This window comes from Thalassospira sp. (genome assembly GCF_048059015.1).
Classification (GTDB): domain Bacteria; phylum Pseudomonadota; class Alphaproteobacteria; order Rhodospirillales; family Thalassospiraceae; genus Thalassospira.
This window is the reverse complement of record NZ_JBLLNT010000002.1, coordinates 86,140-108,068: the sequence shown is the minus strand read 5'-3', so window position 1 is coordinate 108,068 and position 21,929 is coordinate 86,140. Positions and strand designations below refer to the sequence as shown.

The following is a 21,929-nucleotide window of genomic DNA, read 5'->3' as shown; positions in this document are numbered from 1 at the left end:
TTGATCTGTCAGATGCTGGGCGTTTGGCGTGAAAAGCCGGTGGTGTTTTGGGTGGCAATAGGTGCGGTTGAGACAGCCGGTTATATGCTTAGCTTGCTTCCGAGGTTGGTCTGCGGCCAAAGATGCTGGCGAAATCGGTCTTGCCAGGTTTCGGACGCTGCAATTGCAGACGATCGCGGATGGCATCCAGGTGGCGTGACATTTCAGCAGCCGCAATATCCGGATCGCCACTTGTGAGCGCGTTCAGCAATTCGTCATGCTCGGTGTGGGAGCAATCCACCGGCTGCGGGCTTTCATACATGGCTATGATCAGGGACGTGCGCAGGATCAGGCGTTCAAGGAATTCCTCGATCACGAGATTGCCGGTCAGGCGCGCCAGCAATAGGTGAAATTCACCAGACAGAATGATGGCCGCGCGATGATCGCCCCGATGATGGGCATCATGTTCGCGTTCGAGATGGTCGCGGATTTGGGCAGCGCGCGCATCGGTCATGGTGGTCGCGACCTTGCGCGCAACGCCGTCTTCGATCATGCGGCGCGCGGAAAAGACTTCGATGGCTTCATCAATGGTTGGTTCGGAAACAAAGGCGCCACGATTGGGGACAAGATTGATCAGCTTGTCATGGGCCAGCTGCAAGAAAGTGGCGCGAATGCGTGCGCGGCTCACCCCAAAGGTTTTGGCGAGATCTTCTTCAACCAGTTTCATGCCCGGTTCGAGACGGCGATCAAGGATCGCGTCGAGCATTTCCTGATAGATCATTTCCTCCGGGCGCAGCTTGCCGCTGCCCTTGTAGGTGCCGGTTTCGTCGGCCTTGGCCATCGTGACGTTACTTTCCGTCGTTTGGTTTTTTGAGCTGTTCCCATATTTCTACAAAATTGTTGACGATCTATACAATAAAAAATCGCGCGCGCCTGTTTCCCCTGTTTCTTGATAATTGCATTTAAAACGTACAATGAAACCGTGGTGCGTAAAAAATGCGCATTATGTGGGCAGAAAACAAGCAGGGGATCCCTTGATCTTCTGATGATTTTCGCGCCGCACCAACGGAATCCCGCACAAAACCGCCGATAAAACAAAATGGCACGCATTTTGCCTGCAATCGCAAACAGGATTGTTAACAATTTTGCATGCAGCGACGGGTGAGCGGATGAAGGGCAACGGAGCCATTGAGTTAATTGCTGTCAGTAAGTTCTATGGCAGCACACAGGCGGTCAAGTCGATTGACCTGCAAATTCCGGCAGGTGCCTATTGCTGTCTGATTGGTCCGTCGGGCTGCGGCAAGTCGACCACGCTGCGCATGATTGCCGGTCATGAAGTGATCAGCGAAGGTGATCTTCTGATCGGGGATCGCAATGTCACCGAACTTCCGCCGGTCAAGCGCGGCACGGCGATGATGTTCCAGAATTACGCACTTTTCCCGCATATGACCTGTGCGGAGAACGTTGCCTTTGGCCTCAAGATGCAAGGTGTCTCCCCATCGGATCGTCAAGATCGGGCCAAAGAGATGCTGAGCCGGGTCCAGATGGAGCAATTTGCAGATCGCAAGCCCGACCAGCTCTCTGGTGGTCAGCAGCAGCGTATTGCCTTAGCGCGTTCGCTGATTACCGAACCTTCTGTTTTGCTGCTTGATGAGCCGCTTTCGGCCCTTGATCCGTTCTTGCGTGCACGCATGCGTGATGAATTGCGCCGCCTGCAGCAGGAACTTGGCATTACCTTTGTCCATGTCACCCACGCCCAGGATGAGGCATTGGCGCTTTCGGACATGGTGGTTGTGATGGAAGACGGGATCATTCGCCAGAAAGGCACCCCGCAGGAAATCTTCAACCAGCCGAAATCCCGTTTCATCGCCAACTTCATGGGCGGTCAGAACATTTTCAAAGGCACTGTATCGGAATCCGGTCCGGCGGGCACATTGCTTGCGCGCGGACCAGACAGCTTTTTCCTGCCGGGCTTTGGCGAGGGGAAAGCCGGTGAGGAGCTTGAATTCACCATTCGTACCGACCTGATCGGTCTGGACGAAACGCCACCCGAAGAGACCAAAAACGGGCAGATCCCCGTTGAGATTACCACGGTCGAGTATCTCGGCCTTTGGGTACAAATCGTCGCGACCACAAGCGACGGCAAGGAAATAACCCTGATGAAGACCGAAAGCGAATTTCGGCAGGCGCCGGTAAGGCGACAGGACAAGTTCATCGCCTATTGGAAGCCCGAACATGCCCATGTTCTGGCGTGACTAAACAACCAAACCAAAAATCTATCAGGAGTGCTTCACATGACGATCGAAAACAAAACTTCGAAGAAAAACCTTCTGACGGAAACCGGCATTTCACGCCGTGGTTTCGTTAAGGGTGCTGCGGCTGTTACCGGTGCTGCCATCGGTTCGGGTGTGATTACCGGCTTCCCGACCATCTGGGCGCAGAACATCAAAAACGTGACGCTGCGCCAGTTCGGTACAGGTGTTTCCAACATCAACGCCGTTGCCGACAAGGTCAAAGAAGACCTTGGCTTTACCCTTCAGATGACCGCGCTTGATTCCGATGCGGTTGCCCAGCGTGCCGTGACCCAGCCGAACTCCTTTGATATTGCCGATATCGAATACTGGATCTGTAAGAAGGTCTTCCCGGCCGGCACCATGCAGCCGATGGATACCACCAAGCTTAAGAACTATGATGCGATTTCCAAGCTGTTCATCACCGGCAAGCTGACCCCGGATTCCGAAATCGCACAGGGTACCGCGCCGCACACCGTTGGCTTCGTTGAAGGTGCTGACAGTGTCGAGTTCGCATCTGCTCCGACCCAGTGGATGACCCTGATCCCGACCATTTACAATGCAGATACCCTTGGCATTCGTCCGGACCTGATCGAACGTCCGATCGAAAGCTGGGCTGATCTTCTTGATCCGGCATTCAAAGGCAAGGCATCGATCCTGAACATCCCGTCGATCGGCATCATGGATGCGGCGATGGTGTGTGAAGCCATGGGCGAAGTTACCTATGGCGATAAGGGCAACATGACCCAGGAAGAAATCGACAAGACCATCGCGGTCATGATCGATGCCAAGAAAGCCGGTCAGTTCCGCGCCTTCTGGAAGAGCTTCGATAAGTCGGTCAACCTGATGGCATCGGGCGAAGTTGTTATTCAGTCCATGTGGTCGCCAGCGGTTGCTGCGGTTCGTTCCAAAGGCATCGCGTGTAAATACCAGCCGCTCAAAGAAGGTTACCGTGCATGGGGTGGCGGTATTGGTCTGGCCAAGCATCTTTCGGGTCTCGAGCTTGAAGCTGCTTACGAATATATCGACTGGTACCTGTCTGGCTGGGTTGGTGCGTATCTTAACCGTCAGGGTTACTACAGTGCTGCACCGGCAACCGCGAAGAAGTTCATGTCTGAAGACGAATGGGGCTTCTGGATGGAAGGCAAAGCCGCACAGGGCGACATCCTTAGCCCGGAAGGCAAGGTCATGGAGAAGGCCGGCGCAGTTCGTGACGGCGGTTCCTATGAAGAGCGTATGGGCTCGGTCGCGTGCTGGAACTCTGTCATGGACGAGAACAAGCACATGGTCCGCAAGTGGAACGAGTTTATCGCTGCTTAATTTGGCGAAAGACGTTGTTCGGGCGCGGTTTAGGCCGCGCCCGGCATGCCAAAAAATTGAATTGTTGCCAGACTTTATTTGTTTATTCGGCAGGCCTTACGGACAGAGCTTTTAGGAACACATAATGGCTTTTGATACGTCCAAACGATCGTCCTATTTTTTGATCACGCCCATGGCGGCGATCTTTGCGATCTTTCTTGTCATTCCGCTTCTGACCATCGTTGTTGTCAGTTTTTGGGACTATGACGAATACCGGATCCTGCCTGATTTCATTTTAGAAAATTACAGCTACCTTCTTGGGTCTTCGGTGACCTGGAAGATTTATCTCAATACATTGAAATATGCGGCGCTGACCTGGACCTTTACCCTTTTGATCGGGTTTACGGTGGCCTATTTCCTGGCGTTCCATGTGCGCAGCCTGACATGGCAGATCGTGCTTTTCATGCTGTGCACGATCCCGTTCTGGACGTCGAATATCATCCGGATGATTTCGTGGATTCCATTCCTTGGCCGCAACGGGCTTTTGAATTCGGCACTGATCAATCTGGGAATCGTCGATCAACCGCTGGAGTTCCTTCTGTTTTCCGATTTCGCAGTCGTGCTGGCAGATGTGCATCTCTATACGCTTTTCATGGTGGTGCCGATTTTCAATTCCATGATGCGTATTGATCGATCCCTGATTGAGGCCGCCCGCGATGCCGGGGCCAGCGGGTTTGAAACGCTTAAATCCGTCATCGTGCCGCTGTCCAAACCGGGCATCGCCATCGGTTCGATCTTTGTCATCACGGTTGTGATGGGTGATTTCATCACGGTTCGTTTGATGAGTGGTGGGCAAAGCGCATCTGTCGGTTTGCAGATTTCCAACGAGATTGGGCTTTTGCAATATCCGGCGGCTGCGGCCAGTGCGGTGGTTCTTTTGATCACGGTGCTTTTGATCGTGACCGGGCTCTTGCGCCTTGTTGATATCCGAAAGGAGCTCTGATCATGACCGCGATGACCCGTAAAACCCGCGAACGTCGCCCGACGAGCTTCTATTTCTTGGCTGCCTTCTTTTTCCTGTTTGTGTTGTTCCTCTATGGGCCGATGTTGACGATTTTCATCCTGTCATTTCAGGGGGAGAATGGTGGTTTGACCTTCCCGATGAACGGGTTTTCGTTCCACTGGTTTGGCAATCTGTTTGAACAACAGGCGGTGGGCGATTTTGGCGGATCGTTCATGCGATCGCTTAAACTTGGCCTGATTGTCATGGTGGTGACGGTGGTGGTCTCGTTTATGGCGGGTCTTGCCTTCCGCCGCCGGTTCCGGGGCGACAGTGTGATCTTCTATCTGGCGATTGCCAGCCTGATCGTGCCATCGATCCTGATTTCGCTTGGGATTGGTTTGCTGTTCAATATTGTTGAATGGCAGCCGCAATGGTTTACATCCGCCCTTGGTGCGCATCTGACATGGACATTCCCGTTCGGGCTGTTGATCATGTTTGCCGTGTTTAACCGTTTTGATCCGTCTTACGAGGAAGCCGCGCGTGATCTTGGCGCAAGCAACTGGCAGACCATTCAATATGTTGTGCTGCCGATGGTTGGGCCGAGCCTGATCGGGGTTGCGATGTTCTCATTCACCCTGTCTTACGATGAATTTGCCCGAACGCTGATGACGGCGGGGGCGCTGAATACTCTGCCGCTTGAGATTTATGGCATGACGACCAATGTCACGACGCCGGTCCTTTATGCATTGGGCACGGTGACCACCGGATTCTCATTCGTTGTGATCGCCATCGCCCTTGGATCGGTCGCGATCATGCGTCGCCGCAAGGGGCAAAAAGCATGAGCCGGATTGCCGTTATCAACCCGAATATGTCGTCTGGATTTACTAAAAAGGTTGGCGATCAGGCGCAAAAGATCGTCGCGCAAAGCACACAGGTTCTGGCCCTTAACCCGGCATTTGGCCCCGACAGCATCGAAGGCTATTACGACGAAGCTTTTGCCAGCGTCGGGTTGCTGTCCGTCATCCGAGAACTTGAAGCCGAACCCGTTCAACAAACCGATCCGGTCGGTGGGTATGTGGTCGCTTGCTTTGACGATACCGGGGTCGATGCCGCGCGTTGTTTGACTGGTGCCCCGGTTCTGGGCCTGTGTGAGGCTGCATTGCGCATGGCGGCTGCGGTGGCGTCGCGCTTTGCGATTGTGACCCCCATGGCGGTTTCGGTCCGTCCGCTTGAACATCTGGTGTCGAAATACGGTGCATCCTCGCAATGCGTGGTGCGCGCTGCGGGTGTTCGAACCCTTGATTTCGAAGGTGCCAATGCGGCGATGGCCTATGACGCGCTTAAAAAGCAGGCCGAGATTTGCCTGCGCGATGATTATGCTGAGGCCATCGTTCTGGGCTGTGCGGGCATGACCGACATTTCCGAACGTCTGCAGGCAGAGCTTGGCGTGCCGGTGATTGACGGTGTCAGTGCGGCTGTGAAGATGATCGAGGCCATGGCGATGCTGGGACTTAGGACCAGCAAGGTTGGTGCTTATGCCAAACCGCCGATGAAGGCCTATCACGGGATGTTTGATGCCTTTGCGCCGCAAGGGTGACGCGGGGCAAAGGCATCCGGTCCAATCAGGATTGGTTCAGGCGAAGCACAAAAAAAAATAGGCCAGACGATATGTTGGCCCGTTTTGCTTTTGCGGTTTGATCAGCTTTGTTTAAGCGCCTGTTCAACCTGCGCCAGATGGCGGCGCATGGCGTCTTCGGCGCGTTTGGGATCGCGCTGTTCGATGGCATCAACGATGTCACGGTGCTGCGCACTAAGATCATTGATCAGGCTGCCCGAATGGCTGCTTTCGCGCATGCGGGCCCAGGCAGCATCACGACGAACTGCATTGACGGCCTCAAACACAGCCAGAAACAGGGTGTTTTTGACCGATTTGGCCAGTTTCTGGTGAAAGGCCGCGTCCCATTTTTCATATTCGCCCTGTGTCGAGGCAAGGGCTGCGTTTTCGACCATGGTGCGCATGGCATCGATGTCGCTTTGCGATGCGCGAAGGGCGGCAAAGCGGGCCATTGATGGTTCGATTTCCTGGCGGACTTCCATGATTTCAAACGGGCTTGTTTTGGTAGCAATGCCTTCAAGCTTGCGCATGCGAGGTGTTGGCGGCGTGCCGACAAAGGTGCCCTGGCCCTGGCGGCGCCAGATCAGTCCGTCCGTTTCAAGAAGATCAAGCGCCTTGCGCAATGCGCGGCGGCCAACATCAAGCTGTTCGGCAAGGGTGCGTTCGGCAATCACGCGCCCGTCTTTGACAAATTCACCCCGGGCAAAACCGGCTTTGAGCTTTTCAGCCAGCCCTTGGGTCGCAGGATCAAGCATGGTCATTTTTCTTTTTTATGGCGTTCCCTGTAACCGAACCAATCCGCACCTTGTTACTTGGTGCTCTCTCCCAGTGGAATGGTTCGGCTCGAAGATCAAATGGGTCAAACCCAATCTCTGATATCAGTTAATCAGATCATAGAACATCCGCAAAGATGTCACGGCCAGAAACAGGCCAAAACACATGCGAAGCGCGCGGCGCGGGATCGTGTGGGCAATCCGTGCGCCAATTGGTGCGCACAGAACCGTCATCGGGATCAAAAGGGCAGCAGCCAGAACGTTCACATAACCAATTGAAAATGGCGGGCGTCCATCAACACCAACGCCCGACATGGCATAGCCGATCGTTCCGGGCAGAGCGATTATCAGGCCGATGGCCGCAGCCGTTCCAACCGCGCGGCGGATGTCATAGCCCAGGAAATTCAGAACCGGGACACAAATGGTTCCCCCGCCAATCCCCATCATTGCAGACAGGCTTCCGGCAATCACACCAAGCACCGCCCAGACAGATTTCGGCGGGTTTTTCGCCTCGTCCGTTTCGCGGTCCTTTACCAAAATCATGTTGGCGGCAACCAGAATGGCCACCACGGCAAAGACGATGGTCAGAACGCGACCATCGGCCAAACCGCCAATCGCGGTACCAATGATAACGCCAACGACAATCGCCGGACCCCAATGTTTGAGAAGGGCGATATCGACCGAGCCCTTCTTATAATGGCTGCGCGTTGATGAGATCGCGGTGGCAATGATTGTGGTCAGCGAGGTGGCAACAGCAACCTGCATGCGCAAGCTTTCATCGACCCCCATGGTGGTCAGAAAGTGATAGAGCACCGGGACAATCACGATCCCGCCACCCACACCAAGCAGGCCGGCCATAATGCCGCCAACGACGCCAGCAAACAGCATCGCAGCGCCCCACACCAGATAAAGGCTCATGGTGCCTTCGATTTCAATCATTTCAAACCAATCCAAACCAATTTTTACGATTGTATCTGATTACTGGTAACGCCAGCGCTATACGTTTGGCAATGGTTTTGCGCATGAAATCGCGAAATTTAGCGAAAATTACGTATAAATGCGTTTTTGGGGTTGCGGATACAATATTCGGATGACAACAATGTGTCGACAAAATGAGTGTACCAAAATTAAATTGGTTTCCATTGATCCAGTAAATTTATCAGGAGGCACTGACATGTTCCGCAAGATTGCCGTTGCCGCCGGTTTGATGGCCGCAGCGATTGCCGGCCCCGCCCAGGCGCAGGACTATCCGGAAAAACCGATCGAATTCATCGTCCCGTGGGGACCGGGTGGCGGTAGTGATACGCTGATGCGTCTTGTTGCTCAGGGTCTGGCAGAAGAGACCGGCAAGGCTGTTCCGGTCATCAACATGCCTGGCGTTGGCGGCAATGTTGGTCTGGCAGAATTCGCCAAGCGTCCGGCAGACGGCTACACCATTTCGCAGATCCACGAAGGTCTTCTGATTTCCAACGGGACGGGCATTACCGACCTGAACTGGGACAGCTTCATGCCGATCGCGCTGGTGACCTCATCGCCGCAATATCTGACGTTTTCAAAGAACGACAATTTCTCGACCTTTGAAGAAATGGTTGCCTATGCCAAGGAACATCCGGGTGCGGTTCGCGCCGGTGTGACCCTTGCAGGTGTTCCGCATCTTCACATGGCGATGATCGAAGACGCGTTCGACATTCAGTTTTCTTATGTTGGCTATGAAGGTACCGGTCAGCGTATCCGTGCGCTGGTGGGTGGTAACATTGACGTTGCCATCGGTGATGTATCCTCGGCTGGTCAGTTTGTTGAAAATGGCGATCTGATCTTTGCCGCTGTTGGCATGCCGGAACGTACTGCTGATGAGCCGGATGTTCGTACCTTTGGCGAACTTGGCCATGATCTTGATCTGGCTGTGACCCGTGGTGTTGTTCTGCCAAAAGACACCCCGCAGGAAATTGCAGATGCGCTTGAAGCACATCTGGAAAAGGTCATGCAGAACGAAGATGTTCGCACCAAGATCAAGAATGTTGGTTCAGAAGCAATGTTCCTGGGCCAGGAAGAATACAAAGCCTATCTCGGCAAACTGTCTGACACTGTTAACCGTCTGGTTGGCAAGCTCGCAGGATGACGAACGGGTCGGCGAAATCAGCAGCAGCGGGTGCATCAGCATCCGCTGCTTCGCGTGCAACAACCGAATTCGCACGGCTGATTTCATATATCGTTTTTGGGCTGGGATCGGCTTATCTGTCGCTGCGCGCAGGTGAATTGCCAACATCACGTTGGGAGCCGCTTGGTGCAGGATCCTTCCCGCAGCTGGTCTTTGCCGTTTTGGCGGGGCTTTGCCTGATTTCCGCAATCCGTGCCGTGATTGATATCCGCAAGGCCGGTCAGCTTGATGGTTTGATGAGCGCGCTTTGTGGCTGGATTAAGGTGCGCCGGATTTCCTTTGCCCTGTTTGGCTTGCTGGTTGTTTATCTTGGCGTTTTGCCGATTGCAGGCTTTTCGCTGGCGACCTTTATCTTTCTGCTGATCACCCAGCTGATGATCGCAGGCATTTCGAAAAAGACCCTCATTCAGTCCGTGATCGCCGCCCTGATTTTCTCGGTTGGCTTGAATCTGCTGTTTGCCGAAGTCTTTAACGTGTTTCTCCCGCGCGGCGTTCTGTTCGCGGGCTAACAGAAGTTTACGATCATGTTGGACGCATTTCTTGCCGGTGCCCATCAGGTTTTCGCATTCGATACCCTGATTTACATGCTGATCGGTTCCATCGCCGGGATCGTCGCAGCCGCTATTCCCGGCTTTACCGTGACCATGGCGATCATCCTGACATTGCCACTGACCTTTACCATGGACCCGCTTCAGGGGGTTTCGGTGATGTTGTCGGTTTATGTCGGCGGTTATACCGGTGGTTTGATCAGTGCAGCACTTCTGGGGATTCCCGGGACGCCCAGTTCGGTTGCCACTACCTTTGATGCCTTTCCAATGGCGCGTGGCGGGGAGCCCGGACGTGCGCTTTCACTTGGTGTCTGGTCATCATTTTTTGGCACGGTAATTTCCACCATCATCCTGATTGTTGCGGCCCCGCCGCTGGCACTGATCGCAGTGAAACTTGGTCCGTGGGAATATTTCTCGTTGATCGTATTTGCGCTGACGATTGTCGCAAGCCTTGTGGGCAATTCATTGATGCGGGGACTGATTGCCGGTGTGATTGGCTTGGGTCTTGCGACGATTGGGCCGGACCCGATGATGGGCCGCCCGCGTTTGACCTTTGAGTCCGATATCCTGATGCCGGGTCTGCCGTTCCTGATTGTTCTGATTGGTATTTTTGCCATCAGTCAATTGATGGGCGAGGTCGAGGACCATGGCAAAAAGGACAGCAAGGGCGCGCTGATCCCCGATGTGATCGAATTCAAAACCTGGGCTGTGATGCGCGAAGTTCTGATGCATCCGGTCAATCTGGTGCGTTCATCATTGATTGGCGTCTTCATCGGCGCATTGCCCGGTGCAGGTGGATCGATTGCCAACCTTCTGGCTTATGATCAGGCCAAGCGTAGCTCCAAAACCCCGGAGGAATTTGGCAAGGGCAATCCGGATGGGGTGATTGCATCTGAAGCCGGCAACTCTGCCACAGCAGGTGGTGGTTTGATCCCGATGATTGCACTTGGCATTCCGGGATCGGCGGTTGATGCGATCCTGATGGCAGCCCTTATGGTGCATGGTATTTCGGTTGGTCCGCGTTTGATCATGGATAATGCCGATCTGGCCTATGGCATGTTTGTCGCCATGATTGTCGCGTCGCTGATGATGCTGGTGGTTTGTGTCCTCTCGATGCGCCTGTTCTTGCGTGTGACCGACATTCCCAAGCAGTTCATTGTCCCGACCGTGATGATTTGCTGCGTGATCGGGGCCTTTGCACTCAACAACCGCGTAACGGATCTTTACTTGCTCGGTGCGATTGGTTTGGTGGGGTATGGCCTGAAATCGCTTGATTATCCGCTGGCACCGCTCGTCCTTGGTGTGATCCTTGGGCCGATTGCCGAAACCAACTTGCGCCGTGCGCTGATGAGTGACGGCGACTGGACGGTGTTCTTTACCCGCCCGATTTCTGCTGTGTTGCTCGCAGCTGCTGTTCTGTCTGTTATCTTCAGTGTTCGATCGGTTCTGAAGATGCGCAAAAAAGACCGCCCTGCCACCGATGAACAAGACGGCGATTAAGCCGTCGTCCGAGGAGACTTCTATGAAACTTCGTCATGACGCGCTTTATGCCTCACGCCGGTCCCCGGTGCTGGCGCGCAATATGGTTTCCACATCCCAGCCATTGGCAGCCCAAGCAGGTCTGCGCATGCTGCTGGCTGGCGGCAATGCGGCTGATGCGGCATTGGCATCGGCGATTGCACTGACCGTGGTGGAGCCGACCGGTAACGGTCTTGGCTCAGACGCCTATGCGATCATCTGGGATGGCAAGGAATTGCATGGTCTGAATGCTTCGGGCCGTGCGCCAGCAGCTTGGAACCCGGAACGCTTTGCCGGATCAGACAAGATGCCCCAGCGCGGTTGGGAATCGGTAACGACACCGGGTGCGGTTTCTGCCTGGCAGGAAATCTCGACCAAATTTGGCAAGCTGCCGTTTGAAAAACTGTTTGAACCGGCGATCGAATATGCATCGCGTGGTTTTGCGGTTTCCCCGATCATCGCGACCCTTTGGGAAAAGGGTGGTGATCTTCTGGCCAAACAGCCGGGCTTTGCCGAGGCGTTCCTGCCTGGTGGCAAAGCCCCCAAAGCTGGTGAGCTCTTTATCAACAAGGCTGCCGCCGACAGCCTGATCGAGATTGCCGAAACCAAGGGTGAAAGCTTCTATCGCGGGAAACTGGCAGCCAAGATCGCAGCCTTTGCCAAGGAACATGGCGCGGCACTTTCCGAAGAAGATCTGGCAAATCACAAGGCCGATTGGGTTGGCACCATTTCGCAAAGCTTTGGCAAGGTGAAGCTGCATGAAATCCCGCCAAACGGACAGGGCATTTCGGCGCTGATCGCGCTTGGTATTCTGCGTCATACCAATATTACCGATTATGAACCCGACTCGGTCGAAGCGCTTCATCTTGAGATCGAAGCGATGAAACTGGCCTTTGCCGATATGCGGGCCTATGTCGCCGATCTTGATTACATGACCGATGTCACAGTCGAGCATTTGCTGTCTGATGATTATCTGAAATCCCGTGCGGCATTGATCGATGCCAACAAGGCGCAGGATTTTAATGCCGGTGCGCCGAAACATGGTGGCACGGTTTATGTCACGGCGGCCGATGAAAACGGCATGATGGTGTCGTTCATTCAGTCGAACTATATGGGCTTTGGATCAGGCGTGGTGGTTCCAGGTACGTCGATCAGCCTGCAGAACCGCGGTCACGGCTTTAGCCTGAAAGACGGTCATCCGAACTTGGTTAAGGGTGGCAAGCGCCCGTTCCAGACCATCATTCCGGCCTTCCTGATGAGCGATACCGGAAACCCGATCATGAGCTTTGGCGTCATGGGGGGGCCGATGCAGGCACAGGGTCATTTGCAAATGACGCTCCGTACCCAGCTTTGGGGGCAGGACCCGCAAACGGCTGTTGATGCACCGCGTTGGCAGGCTCTGGCGGGGCTTGAGGTTGCGGTTGAGGCATCCTTGGGTGCGGATGTGATTGATGCGCTGAAGGCCAAAGGTCATGCGATCAAGGTGGAAACACCCGATAGCACCAATTTTGGTTTCGGTGGCGCGCAGCTGATTGCCAAGACCGATGCCGGGTATGTTGCCGGATCGGACCCGCGCAAGGACGGTTGTGCGGTTGGCTATTAAGCCCACCTGATAATTTCAGATCGGCATCGCAGTCATCTGAAACGAAATGGCCGGTCCAGCAGATGGACCGGCCATTTTTTATCCGGGCAACAGGGAGGCGACAGGACAAACCCGGAAACGTCACACGGGATTAGCGTGCGAGAGGACTACTGCGCGCCGATGGTCAGGCCCTTGGGCGCCATGGTCTCGTCGGCCAGTTTGGCGTCTTCGATCGTCTCGATGATGTCCCAGTTATGATCAGCACCCCGGATGAAGCCCGGAATGTTCTGTACCCAGCGTTCCTGAATTTCCTTGTTCAGGTTGAGATACAGCTTGTCATCAACGATGCGCCATGCGAGCGGATCGGCACCGAATTTACGGCCCATCGCCGCACCAAAGGCACAAAAACCACCATATTGCGGGGCGTATTTATCCGGGTTCTGATTAAACAGATCGCGGCTTTCGGCACTGGCGAAGCGGTATTTTGCACCGTCATGCTCAGCAACATATTGCGAGCTCCCCGGTGTTGGTGCGCCAAGGGTGAAATAGGCAACCGGGTCATAGCCATTGAGTGCAAAGCCATCGACGATATTGATTTCCTGGGCGGCCTGGGCCTGGGTTGAAAGGGCGATGGTCCCGCCAATGGCGACAACACCAAGGGCGGCAGCAAGGCCAAGAACGCGCAAGGATTTGGACGAAACGGACATTTGGAAACCTCCTTTATGGGGCTGATCACCAGCTTGTTACTGGCAGATGATCGTTAAACTGGGTCATCAAGAAGCTGTCTTGATTGCTGAGTTCACCCTATCGACGGGAAGTTGACTTGTTGTCCAAAGAAGCACGCAATTCGTCTGAAAGAGATGTCCTGTCCGATATCTTTGGCGCGCATCACCCACGCGGGGATGTGTTCTTTTCCGGTGTTCTATGTGGCAATAGCGACCATGTCGGGCGCGGCGACGTAGCCACCGATCAGCAAGGTATGCTGCATGTCCTGCAAAGTGGATCGGTCCGGGTTTTGATGAATGGCAAACCCCATGTGGTGCTTGATCGGCCCGGTGTGATTTTGCTCGGCAAACCAACACCCCATGTGCTTGAGACACCCGAAACCGGATCAAGCCTTGTATGTGCGCATATGGAATTCCCTAATCCCGGACCAAGTCCGGCCAAACTTGGTGTGCCTGATTGCCTGGCACTTGCCTTTGATGACATTCCTGGGCTTGAGGCAATTACATCGCAGCTTTTCCTTGAGGCCGCGGAAACGCAACCCGGTGGGAAGACCGCGGTAAATCTTTTGATGGATTTGCTGTTGCTGATGGTGTTGCGCCATTGTCAGGCAGAGGGCTTGGTCACGTCGGGAATTCTTGCGGCCTTGCGCGATCCAAGAATTGCCCGGGTTGTGGGGGAACTTCATCGTGATCCGGGGCGCAATTGGTCGGTCGAAAGTCAGGCCGAGATTGCCGGGATGTCGCGCGCAAGCTTTGCGGCATTGTTTCGCGATTTAATGGGATCATCGCCCGGCGAATATGTACAATCGATCCGCCTTGATCAGGCGTTTGAGATGCTGCGTGCGGGCCAGAACCTTCAATCGGTGGCCGGATCGGTGGGGTATCGCAGTACAACGGCCCTTGCGCGCGCCATTCAGCTTAAACACAACGTCACACCACGCCAGTTACAAGGCGATTCCAGCGCAGATTCCGACGCATTCAATATCTGAAAATCGCCGCCATATTTTGGCTTTCGTCAAGCCGGGAATGTCTGCATTTCAGTGTGATAGCCCATGCAAAAATGCCGCTTCGTCAATTGCATATCCGGGTATAGAGCATTCATTCTTGGCAGATATCCCGTTCAGGTTTTGCGGATTCTTTCCCTGATGGCGACACATTCCTGCCCTGTTCTTTGTGCACAAGCACATTGAAGAACTGAGGTTAAGCCTCTGAAAAATCCAACGGTTGGTAGCGTACACAGGCATGACGCAAAATTTTCAACAGCGCCCGACGCTGGCCCTTATGCATGGCGTTCTGGTTGCCTTGGTAACCGGAACCATTTTGCTTGGAACTCCGCAGACTTTGCGTGCGCAGGAAGCCGCACCTGAAAACGTCCCTGTTGAGGCACAACGCGTTGAGGGCAGCATTTCTTCCAACGAAGTGACGACCGATACCACGACAGTTGAAACTGCCGATGAGACGTCGGGGGCAGCAGAAGAAGTTGCAGGTCCGATTGAAAATGACGCTGCGCCGGTAAGTCCGGCTGCAGGTCAGGATGGGGACGAAGCCGCAAAGCCGGTTGTTTCTGTGCCGGTCGCATTTGATCCGGAAATGGTGACGGAGCGTGCGCGCAAGCTTGCCAAAAACCCGTTTGAAAATCCCCATCGCGATCTGCCCGATGCCTTGGCCAATTTGACAGCGGATCAGTATGAGCAGATCCGCTTCAAATCGCAGCGCGCGTTCTTTAATCCGGAAAATACCGGCTTCTCGCTGGATCTGTTCCATCCGGGCAGCATGTATGACGTGCCGGTTGCGATCAATCTGGTGCGCGACGGTGAAATTCAGGTCATCCCGTTTTCGGCCGGGCTGTTTGACTTCGGCAAGACAGGGCTTTCAGCCAATGATTTCTCGACCCAGGGCTATGCCGGGTTCCGCCTGCGCTATCCATTGAGCGATGTGCAAAGCAATGATGAGCTGACACGTTTTCTTGGCGCGTCCTATTTCCGTTTGCAGGGGCAGGGCCAATCCATCGGTCAGATGGCGCGTGGTCTTGCGGTTGATCTTGCCGGCCCGACCGGCGAAGAAATCCCGGTATTCAAGGAATTCTGGATCGTTGAGCCGAAAAAGGGTGATCAGACGATCCGGATTTATGCGCTACTTGATAGCGCGCGCCTAACCGGTGCCTATCGTTTTGACATTACGCCGGGTCAGCGTAGCCGTGCGGATATCAGTGCGAAATTGTTCTTCCGCGATGGTGTGGAAAAGATCGGACTGGCACCACTGAATGGCATGTTCCTGTTTGGTGAACAGCGCCGCCGGACATTTAACGATTATCGCGGCGAAGTACATTCGACGGATGGCCTTTTGATCAATAACGGCCGTGGTGAATGGCTGTGGCGACCGCTTGATAACCCGATACATCTGCAGATGAGCTCGTTCTTGGATGAAAACCCGCGTGGTTTTGGTCTTTTGCAGCGTGACCGCAATTTCGATCATTATCAGGATCTGGATCGCCGGTTTGACCAGCAGCCGGGCTACTGGGTGAAGCCGAAAGGCGATTGGGGCAAGGGTCATGTCGAACTGGTCGAAATTCCAAGCCCGAATGAATTAAACGACAATATCGTTGCCTATTGGGTGCCCGAGACCAAACCAACGGCAGGTAGCGAGCTTCAGGTTGATTACAGCGTGACGGCGACCCGTGATGGTACCGGTCTGCATCCGATGGCGCAGGCAAGCGATACACGGATCATGCGTATGGCGGCCCAAGGTGATGAAGATCAGGCAACCACGCGCTTTGTTCTGAATTTTGCCGGTGGGGAGCTTGATTACTTCAAACGCAACATCGCCAAGATGCGCGCCGATATCAGCGCATCAGAGGGAGAGATCAAAAACATTCGCATCATGAATGACCCGGAAAATGGCGGTGTTCGTGTGATGTTTGATCTGCTCGATACCACTGATGAAGCTGCAAGCAATCTTCGTGTGTTCCTGCTGTATGGCGATCAGGTCTTAAGCGAGACCTGGACAATGCCGTGGGTCTTCTAAGCCAACTTCCTAGCCGTTTACTTCGCCTTCTCTGCCAATTTCAGGTAATGCCAGATGAGTTAGATGACTGACGCCAACACCGATAAACTGCCATCATCCGCACCCGTAAATGCGACGGATGATCTTGGCTGTGATCCGACCGTGAAATTACGCGGGCCTGGTGTTGGCAAGCGGCGGTTTTTCCTGTTTGGCGCATCGATTGCGGCAACGGCCTATGCGGCTTGGTTGATGGCTGATGTTTTGGGGGCGGATCAGCTGACCATTATGGAAATGGTGGTGGTTGCGTTCTTTACCATCAACTTTGCCTGGATTTCTCTGTCCTTCTTTACCGGGATTGTTGGCCTCGTTTTGCGTGGGCTTAAGCTTGATGCGATTACGCTTAAGCGCCTTAAACCCATTGTGCGCAAAGGATCGTTACGATCCAAGAACGTTGTCGTCATCCCGGTTTATAACGAAGATCCCAACCGCGTTTTCGCAGGGCTCCGCGCAAGTTACGAAAGCCTTGAGAAAACCGGCGAGATTGATGCATTCAGCTTCTTTGTTCTGTCGGACACCCGCGATCCCGATATCTGGATTGCCGAGGAAATGGCATGGGCGAAGGCATGCGCGGATCTAAATGCGCGCGGCAAGATTTTCTTCCGCCGTCGCACGGAAAATACTGAACGCAAATCCGGCAACCTCAAGGAATTCTGCGAGACCTATGCAGCCAATTACGATCACATGATCGTCTTTGATGCCGATAGCGTCATGTCGGGTGAGGCCATGGTCAATATGGCCTATCTGATGGAGAACAACCCGGATGCCGGGATTATCCAAAGCCCGCCGCAGCCGACCGGTCGTCAGACACTGTTTGCCCGTATCTTGCAGTTCATTTCACGCGTGCATGGCCCGACCATGTCGGCTGGCCTGTCATTCTGGTGCATGGGTAGTTCGAACTATTGGGGCCATAACGCGATCATTCGCACCAAGGCGTTCATTGAATGCTGTGGTCTGCCGGTTTTGTCGGGCAAGCCGCCGATGGGTGGTCATATCCTGAGCCATGATTTCGTGGAGGCAGCCTTTATGCGCAAGGCCGGTTGGCGGTGCTGGTTGATCCCGCAGCTTGAAGGCAGCTGGGAAGAACTTCCGCCCAACCTGATTGATTTTGCCATCCGGGATCGTCGCTGGTGTCAGGGCAATATGCAGCATGCGCGTTTGATGGTTGCACATGGTTTCAAGCCACTGAGCCGCTTGCATTTCTTTATGGGCGTGATGAGCTTTGTGTCATCGCCGCTGTGGCTTTTGCTGTTGCTGAGCTCGACCATCGCGACACTTCAGAACACCCAGCTGACCTATAGCTTCTTCCCGGGCCATTTCACCATGTTCCCGCAATGGCCGGTTGACCGGTCGTTTGAGATGCTGGTGTTGCTGGTCTTTACCATTGGCATGCTGGTTCTGCCCAAGATCATCTCGATCCTGATGGTCTGTTTGGGACGGGATCGCAAAAAGTATGGCGGCGTCATGGTGTTGGCGAGTGGCGTATTGGAGACGCTTTATTCCGCCCTTCAAGCGCCGATCATGATGATGCTGCATTCCCAATTCGTGTTTTCGGTTCTGACTGGCAACCAGGTTGGCTGGGATGCGCAGGAACGTGACGATGCCGGGGTTCCGTTCAAGTCAGCACTTAAAACCCATCGGACGATCATTGTCATCGGCCTGATTTGGGGGGCGATTGCGATCTTTGTTGATCAGGCCTTCTTCTGGTGGCTGTCACCGATTTTAGCAGGTCTGGTTCTGTCGCCCTGGCTGACCCATTATTCAAGCAGCCTTGCCATTGGTCAGGCTGCGCGCAGATGGAAGCTGTTTGTGACACCCGAAGAATATGACAGCCCAGATGAGCTGCGTTCCCTGGCGCGTATCAATGCAGAAAGTGGCGATGCGGATGTCAAAGACGGGCTGATGCGCCTGATCGAAGATCCATATGCCAATGCGCTGCATTCGGCGTTACTACCGGTGCGCAAGCCCGATACCCGCACGACGATCGAGATCGGCATCATTTATGAAAAGCTTGCCCGGTTGGGGATTGAAAGCCTGACGCGTGATGAAAAACTTCTGATCCTGTCATGGCCGGTCAAGCCGCTTGATCAGATCATGGCGGGCCGTGATGTCAATGCGTCTGAAAACCCGACCGAGTCGCCGTAAGATATTGTTTTAAATCGATCTTCGGCGCCACAAAAACGCCCAGATTTCGAGCAAATTATCCCGCGTTTTTTCGGTGATCTTGTTTCTTAACGACACGTTAATCACCGCTGATTGTTACCGCCCCGGAGGGCCAAACACATGACTGATATGACCGTCGCAACACAGGGTTTTTCCTACGCCGCATTTGAGTTGGCCGCGATGACGCGCCTGATCGAAGATACGGCGCGCGCCTGGCTTCGGTCATTTGGTGTAAAGAACCCAATTGGGACGCAGCGCATGATTAATGCCCTGCGCGATGCGCTGGCACAGGACAGCATTGCGGCGAATGATCGCGCCAATATGCAAGACATCCTTGATCAGGCCGCCCATGATGCGATTGCAAATTGGCTGGCATCGGTCAATGGTCAGCATGAAACCCACGGATCGCCATCGTTTTCGATGCTGCGCTGTGCGTTCCTGTCGGCCAACCGTGATGGCATCTGGTCGGAACATTTCCTTGATGCGGATCGTGATAACCGCGATCTGGCCATGGCACTTTCGGTACAGATGATGTTGCCAACGCCAAGCCTTGTTGTCTGCGAAATGCCGCGTCAGTCACTGGAACGCCGGGCTTCCTGATCCCGGATAATACCTTCGCGTCACGCTTTTTCATCTTAACCCTCAACGTCCTAGCGTTATTGCGAAGGGGCACCGCCAAAGAACCGGTTGGCGGTGCCTTTATGTACGGATGCCATCGTTGCGTCCGGCCAAAAAAGAACCCGCCACAAAGGGCGGGTTTAGTTCAGCGGGCGAGAGAGCCCAATTTCCCTAGTAGATCATTCCACGTCAGGTCATCAGGCCCCTACGAGACGCCGAAGCACACACTTCTCCGGCGCCATGACGGTCAGGCTGCTTTGTGAAAGCTGCCCAGTTTTTCCAAAAGTTTGGCAACCTCGGGATCGTTCTTGCCGTTGCGGTCAAGCTCCAGGAAGAAGTCCGGATAGGGCGTTTTGCCCGGGGTCAGGTTGTATTGTTCGAAATCGGTAATGCCGATGGCTTCCAGCACGCTTTCATCAGTAAAGAAGCCACCCGTCACATCACGTGACGGTGCGGTCAGGATCGCATGCGCGGCATCTGCCAGAATTTGTGCCGTGCGCGCACGGCCCTGTTCCAGACCGGGGATCATGTTAAGGGCTGCGGTTTCAATCACCGTGACCGGCCAAAGCGAGTTCACAGCAACCCCTTCATCGGCAAATTCAGCCGCCAGACCAAGGGTCACAAGGCTCATGCCGTATTTCGAAATGGTATAGGCCGTGTGATTGGCAAACCATTGTGCAGACAAGTTTGGCGGTGGCGACATGGTCAGGATATGCGGATTGTCCGACTTCATCAGATGCGGCAGGCAGGCCTGCGCACAGGCAAAGCTTGCACGTGTATTGACCTGATGCATCAGATCAAACCGCTTCATGGGGGTTTGCAGGGTCGGGGTCAGATTGATCGCGCTGGCATTGTTGATCAGGATATCGATCCCGCCAAAGGTCTCGACCGTTTTGGCAACCGCCTCGGCAATCTGGTCTTCTTCGCGGATGTCAGTCTTAAGCGCCAATGCCTTGCCACCGACTTCCTCTATCTCGGCAGCCGCACTGTGGATGGTGCCTGGAAGCTTGGGATGGGGTTCATCGGTTTTGGCGATGATCGCAACATTGGCGCCATCACGTGCGGCACGCAGGGCAATTTCCTTGCCAATACCGCGTGATGCGCCGGTGATGAACAGTGTTTTGCCTTTAAGACTTTTCATCGTTTCGTTCCCTGTATTCTTCTTATGATTTGCCAAAGCGGGGGGTACGTTTTTCAACAAAGGCGGTCACACCTTCGCGGAAATCGTCACTGATTGAGCATTCGGCGAATGATTTGGCTTCGGCCGCAAGCTGGGTCTGAAGGTCTGCCTCTGGTGCGCCGTTTAGCAATGCCTTGGTGCGTGCAATGGCGCCACGCGGTCCAGCCGACAGACGGGCCGCATATTTTGCGGTTTCCGATGCCAGCAAGCTGGCCGGGACGACCTTGTTGATCAGGCCGCAATCATGGGCCTCATCCGCGCCAAAGCGATCCCCCAGAAGGGCAATTTCCTTGGCCTTTTTCATGCCAACAAGTCGGGTCAGCGAATGGGTCGAACCACCATCCGGCGACGTACCGATATGGATATAGGCCAGCGTAAAAACGGTTTCTTCGGCGGCAACCGCCAAATCACACGCATTCATCAGGCTGATGCCAAATCCGGCAACCGCCCCTTCAAGCTTGGCAATGACCGGGCAGGGAAGGGCGGTCAGGCGGATGATGATGTCATGGACGCGATTGATCATGGTTTCGATCAACGGTCTGGCTTCTTCCGCCGGGGTTTGCGACATCTGATAGAAGAATTTCACATCGCCGCCGGCCATAAAGGTGCCGCCTGATCCTTCGATGATAACCGCGCCAATATGGGCGATGTCTGCCTCGATCTGATCAAGGGCATCTGACAGCCCGGCAATCATGGATTTATCAAGCGCGTTCATCCGGTCAGGACGGTTTAGCGTGATCGTTGCGATCTCGTCTGTGACCGACAGCAAAACAGCGTCATTTGATGCCATGTGAATTCCTCCCGCGGGTCGTTGCCCGGTTGTTTGATCCCGAGTGTCGGGACCTTATGCTTTTAGATCGCCAATCTGGCTTCGATCGCACTTTCCATATCCGGCCAGCCAGACAGCCAATCGGGCATGGATGGCGATGTTTGATCAGCGCCCACCAGACGACAGACTTCTTCGGGCGGGATGATGCCATCGGGTCCGACAAAGACGGCTTTGACCACGCCAAGTGCCAAGGTTTTACCTTTGGAAACAAAGCGTTGTTCGAGATAGAAGCCCTTTTCGTCCCAATAAAGTGCCTGGGTTTCGAGTGCGAATTTCTGGAACGGCTTGATCGCGCGTTTGAACCGCATGGTCGATCCCGACACAACCGGCTGCCATTTGCGTTTAAGCATCTGCTTGGCGATGCCGTTGCGCACGATCAGCTCGGTCCGGCCCAGATCCATCAATGCGAAATACCGCGAATTGGTCATATGCACATTGATGTCCAGATCAAGCGGCCATGCCCGGAAATGCAGGGTCGATGGATCAAGCGGATGCAAACCGGGCCGCAACAACGACAGGATCACGACACGGATCAGTCGGAAAATAAGGTTCACGACAGAACTCCGTTTCCTGATGCCAAAGTGTTGT

The 21,929-nt window shown here is 54.4% G+C and carries 20 protein-coding genes; 13 read left to right on the top strand and 7 right to left on the bottom strand.

The features are described 5' to 3' along the window. Positions 1-88 precede the first annotated feature (88 nt). Positions 89-820, bottom strand: coding sequence for a GntR family transcriptional regulator (locus tag ACMZ66_RS01130; RefSeq protein WP_416933625.1), 732 nt, complete (start codon positions 818-820; stop codon positions 89-91). Positions 821-1,148: 328 nt separating this feature from the next. Between ACMZ66_RS01130 and ACMZ66_RS01125 the strand changes: the two genes are divergently transcribed. The 5 genes from ACMZ66_RS01125 (at position 1,149) to ACMZ66_RS01105 (ending at position 6,169) form a co-directional block, all read left to right on the top strand. After that, entirely contained in the window at positions 1,149-2,234 is a 1,086-nt protein-coding gene (locus ACMZ66_RS01125; protein ID WP_416933623.1) for an ABC transporter ATP-binding protein, read from the top strand. Positions 2,235-2,273: 39 nt separating this feature from the next. Continuing rightward, the gene (locus ACMZ66_RS01120) at positions 2,274-3,590 is read left to right on the top strand and encodes an ABC transporter substrate-binding protein (protein ID WP_416933621.1); all 1,317 of its coding nucleotides are present in this window, start codon (positions 2,274-2,276) and stop codon (positions 3,588-3,590) included. Positions 3,591-3,714: 124 nt separating this feature from the next. Further along, positions 3,715-4,572, top strand: a complete 858-nt coding sequence (locus tag ACMZ66_RS01115; protein ID WP_416933619.1) for an ABC transporter permease — start codon at positions 3,715-3,717, stop codon at positions 4,570-4,572. 2 nt (positions 4,573-4,574) lie between these two features. Then, positions 4,575-5,414, top strand: coding sequence for an ABC transporter permease (locus tag ACMZ66_RS01110; protein WP_416933617.1), 840 nt, complete (start codon positions 4,575-4,577; stop codon positions 5,412-5,414). Beyond that, positions 5,411-6,169: an aspartate/glutamate racemase family protein gene (locus tag ACMZ66_RS01105; RefSeq protein ID WP_416933615.1), complete on the top strand. Its 759-nt coding sequence runs from the start codon at positions 5,411-5,413 to the stop codon at positions 6,167-6,169. Before ACMZ66_RS01110 ends, ACMZ66_RS01105 begins: the two co-directional genes overlap by 4 nt. A 101-nt stretch (positions 6,170-6,270) precedes the next feature. Here the strand turns inward: ACMZ66_RS01105 and ACMZ66_RS01100 are convergent, their stop codons facing one another. Together ACMZ66_RS01100 and ACMZ66_RS01095 are read right to left on the bottom strand one after the other, a co-directional pair. Next, positions 6,271-6,942, bottom strand: a complete 672-nt coding sequence (locus tag ACMZ66_RS01100; RefSeq protein WP_416933613.1) for a FadR/GntR family transcriptional regulator — start codon at positions 6,940-6,942, stop codon at positions 6,271-6,273. A gap of 123 nt (positions 6,943-7,065) precedes the next feature. Beyond that, positions 7,066-7,899, bottom strand: a complete 834-nt coding sequence (locus tag ACMZ66_RS01095) for a sulfite exporter TauE/SafE family protein (RefSeq protein WP_416933611.1) — start codon at positions 7,897-7,899, stop codon at positions 7,066-7,068. A 235-nt stretch (positions 7,900-8,134) separates the two neighbouring features. On the opposite strand from ACMZ66_RS01095, the gene ACMZ66_RS01090 reads away from it, so the two are divergent. Genes ACMZ66_RS01090 through ACMZ66_RS01075 form a run of 4 tightly spaced genes read left to right on the top strand, consistent with a single transcriptional unit; the run spans position 8,135 to position 12,787 of the window. Next, complete coding sequence (locus tag ACMZ66_RS01090) at positions 8,135-9,079, top strand: tripartite tricarboxylate transporter substrate binding protein (protein ID WP_416933609.1); 945 nt, start codon at positions 8,135-8,137, stop codon at positions 9,077-9,079. After that, positions 9,076-9,627 carry a tripartite tricarboxylate transporter TctB family protein gene (locus ACMZ66_RS01085; protein WP_416933607.1) on the top strand — a complete coding sequence of 184 codons (552 nt, stop codon included), beginning with the start codon at positions 9,076-9,078 and terminating at the stop codon, positions 9,625-9,627. Before ACMZ66_RS01090 ends, ACMZ66_RS01085 begins: the two co-directional genes overlap by 4 nt. 15 nt (positions 9,628-9,642) lie before the next feature. Then, positions 9,643-11,166 (top strand): tripartite tricarboxylate transporter permease, encoded by a 1,524-nt coding sequence (locus ACMZ66_RS01080; protein WP_416933605.1) that lies wholly within the window; start codon positions 9,643-9,645, stop codon positions 11,164-11,166. Positions 11,167-11,188: 22 nt separating this feature from the next. Continuing rightward, positions 11,189-12,787, top strand: a complete 1,599-nt coding sequence (locus tag ACMZ66_RS01075; RefSeq protein ID WP_416933603.1) for a gamma-glutamyltransferase family protein — start codon at positions 11,189-11,191, stop codon at positions 12,785-12,787. 146 nt (positions 12,788-12,933) lie between these two features. On the opposite strand, the gene ACMZ66_RS01070 is transcribed toward ACMZ66_RS01075, so the two are convergent. Continuing rightward, positions 12,934-13,473: a YHS domain-containing (seleno)protein gene (locus ACMZ66_RS01070; RefSeq protein WP_416933601.1), complete on the bottom strand. Its 540-nt coding sequence runs from the start codon at positions 13,471-13,473 to the stop codon at positions 12,934-12,936. A gap of 119 nt (positions 13,474-13,592) precedes the next feature. On the opposite strand from ACMZ66_RS01070, the gene ACMZ66_RS01065 reads away from it, so the two are divergent. The 4 genes from ACMZ66_RS01065 to ACMZ66_RS01050 all read left to right on the top strand — a co-directional run bounded on the left by ACMZ66_RS01065 (position 13,593) and on the right by ACMZ66_RS01050 (position 19,314). Next, positions 13,593-14,480 (top strand): cupin domain-containing protein, encoded by an 888-nt coding sequence (locus ACMZ66_RS01065; protein WP_416933599.1) that lies wholly within the window; start codon positions 13,593-13,595, stop codon positions 14,478-14,480. A 253-nt stretch (positions 14,481-14,733) separates the two neighbouring features. After that, complete coding sequence (locus ACMZ66_RS01060) at positions 14,734-16,515, top strand: glucan biosynthesis protein (protein WP_416933597.1); 1,782 nt, start codon at positions 14,734-14,736, stop codon at positions 16,513-16,515. 63 nt (positions 16,516-16,578) lie between these two features. Next, a complete protein-coding gene (gene mdoH / locus ACMZ66_RS01055; RefSeq protein ID WP_416933595.1) occupies positions 16,579-18,696 on the top strand; it encodes a glucans biosynthesis glucosyltransferase MdoH in 2,118 nt (705 codons plus the stop codon). A gap of 138 nt (positions 18,697-18,834) precedes the next feature. After that, on the top strand, positions 18,835-19,314 hold the full coding sequence (locus ACMZ66_RS01050; RefSeq protein ID WP_416933593.1) for a hypothetical protein: 480 nt from the start codon (positions 18,835-18,837) through the stop codon (positions 19,312-19,314). A 265-nt stretch (positions 19,315-19,579) separates the two neighbouring features. Here the strand turns inward: ACMZ66_RS01050 and ACMZ66_RS01045 are convergent, their stop codons facing one another. The 3 genes from ACMZ66_RS01045 to ACMZ66_RS01035 form a co-directional block, all read right to left on the bottom strand. After that, positions 19,580-20,473, bottom strand: a complete 894-nt coding sequence (locus tag ACMZ66_RS01045) for an SDR family oxidoreductase (RefSeq protein ID WP_416933591.1) — start codon at positions 20,471-20,473, stop codon at positions 19,580-19,582. 22 nt (positions 20,474-20,495) lie between these two features. Then, a complete protein-coding gene (locus ACMZ66_RS01040; protein WP_416933589.1) occupies positions 20,496-21,302 on the bottom strand; it encodes an enoyl-CoA hydratase in 807 nt (268 codons plus the stop codon). A gap of 62 nt (positions 21,303-21,364) precedes the next feature. After that, positions 21,365-21,895: a thioesterase family protein gene (locus ACMZ66_RS01035; RefSeq protein ID WP_416933587.1), complete on the bottom strand. Its 531-nt coding sequence runs from the start codon at positions 21,893-21,895 to the stop codon at positions 21,365-21,367. Positions 21,896-21,929 lie beyond the last annotated feature (34 nt).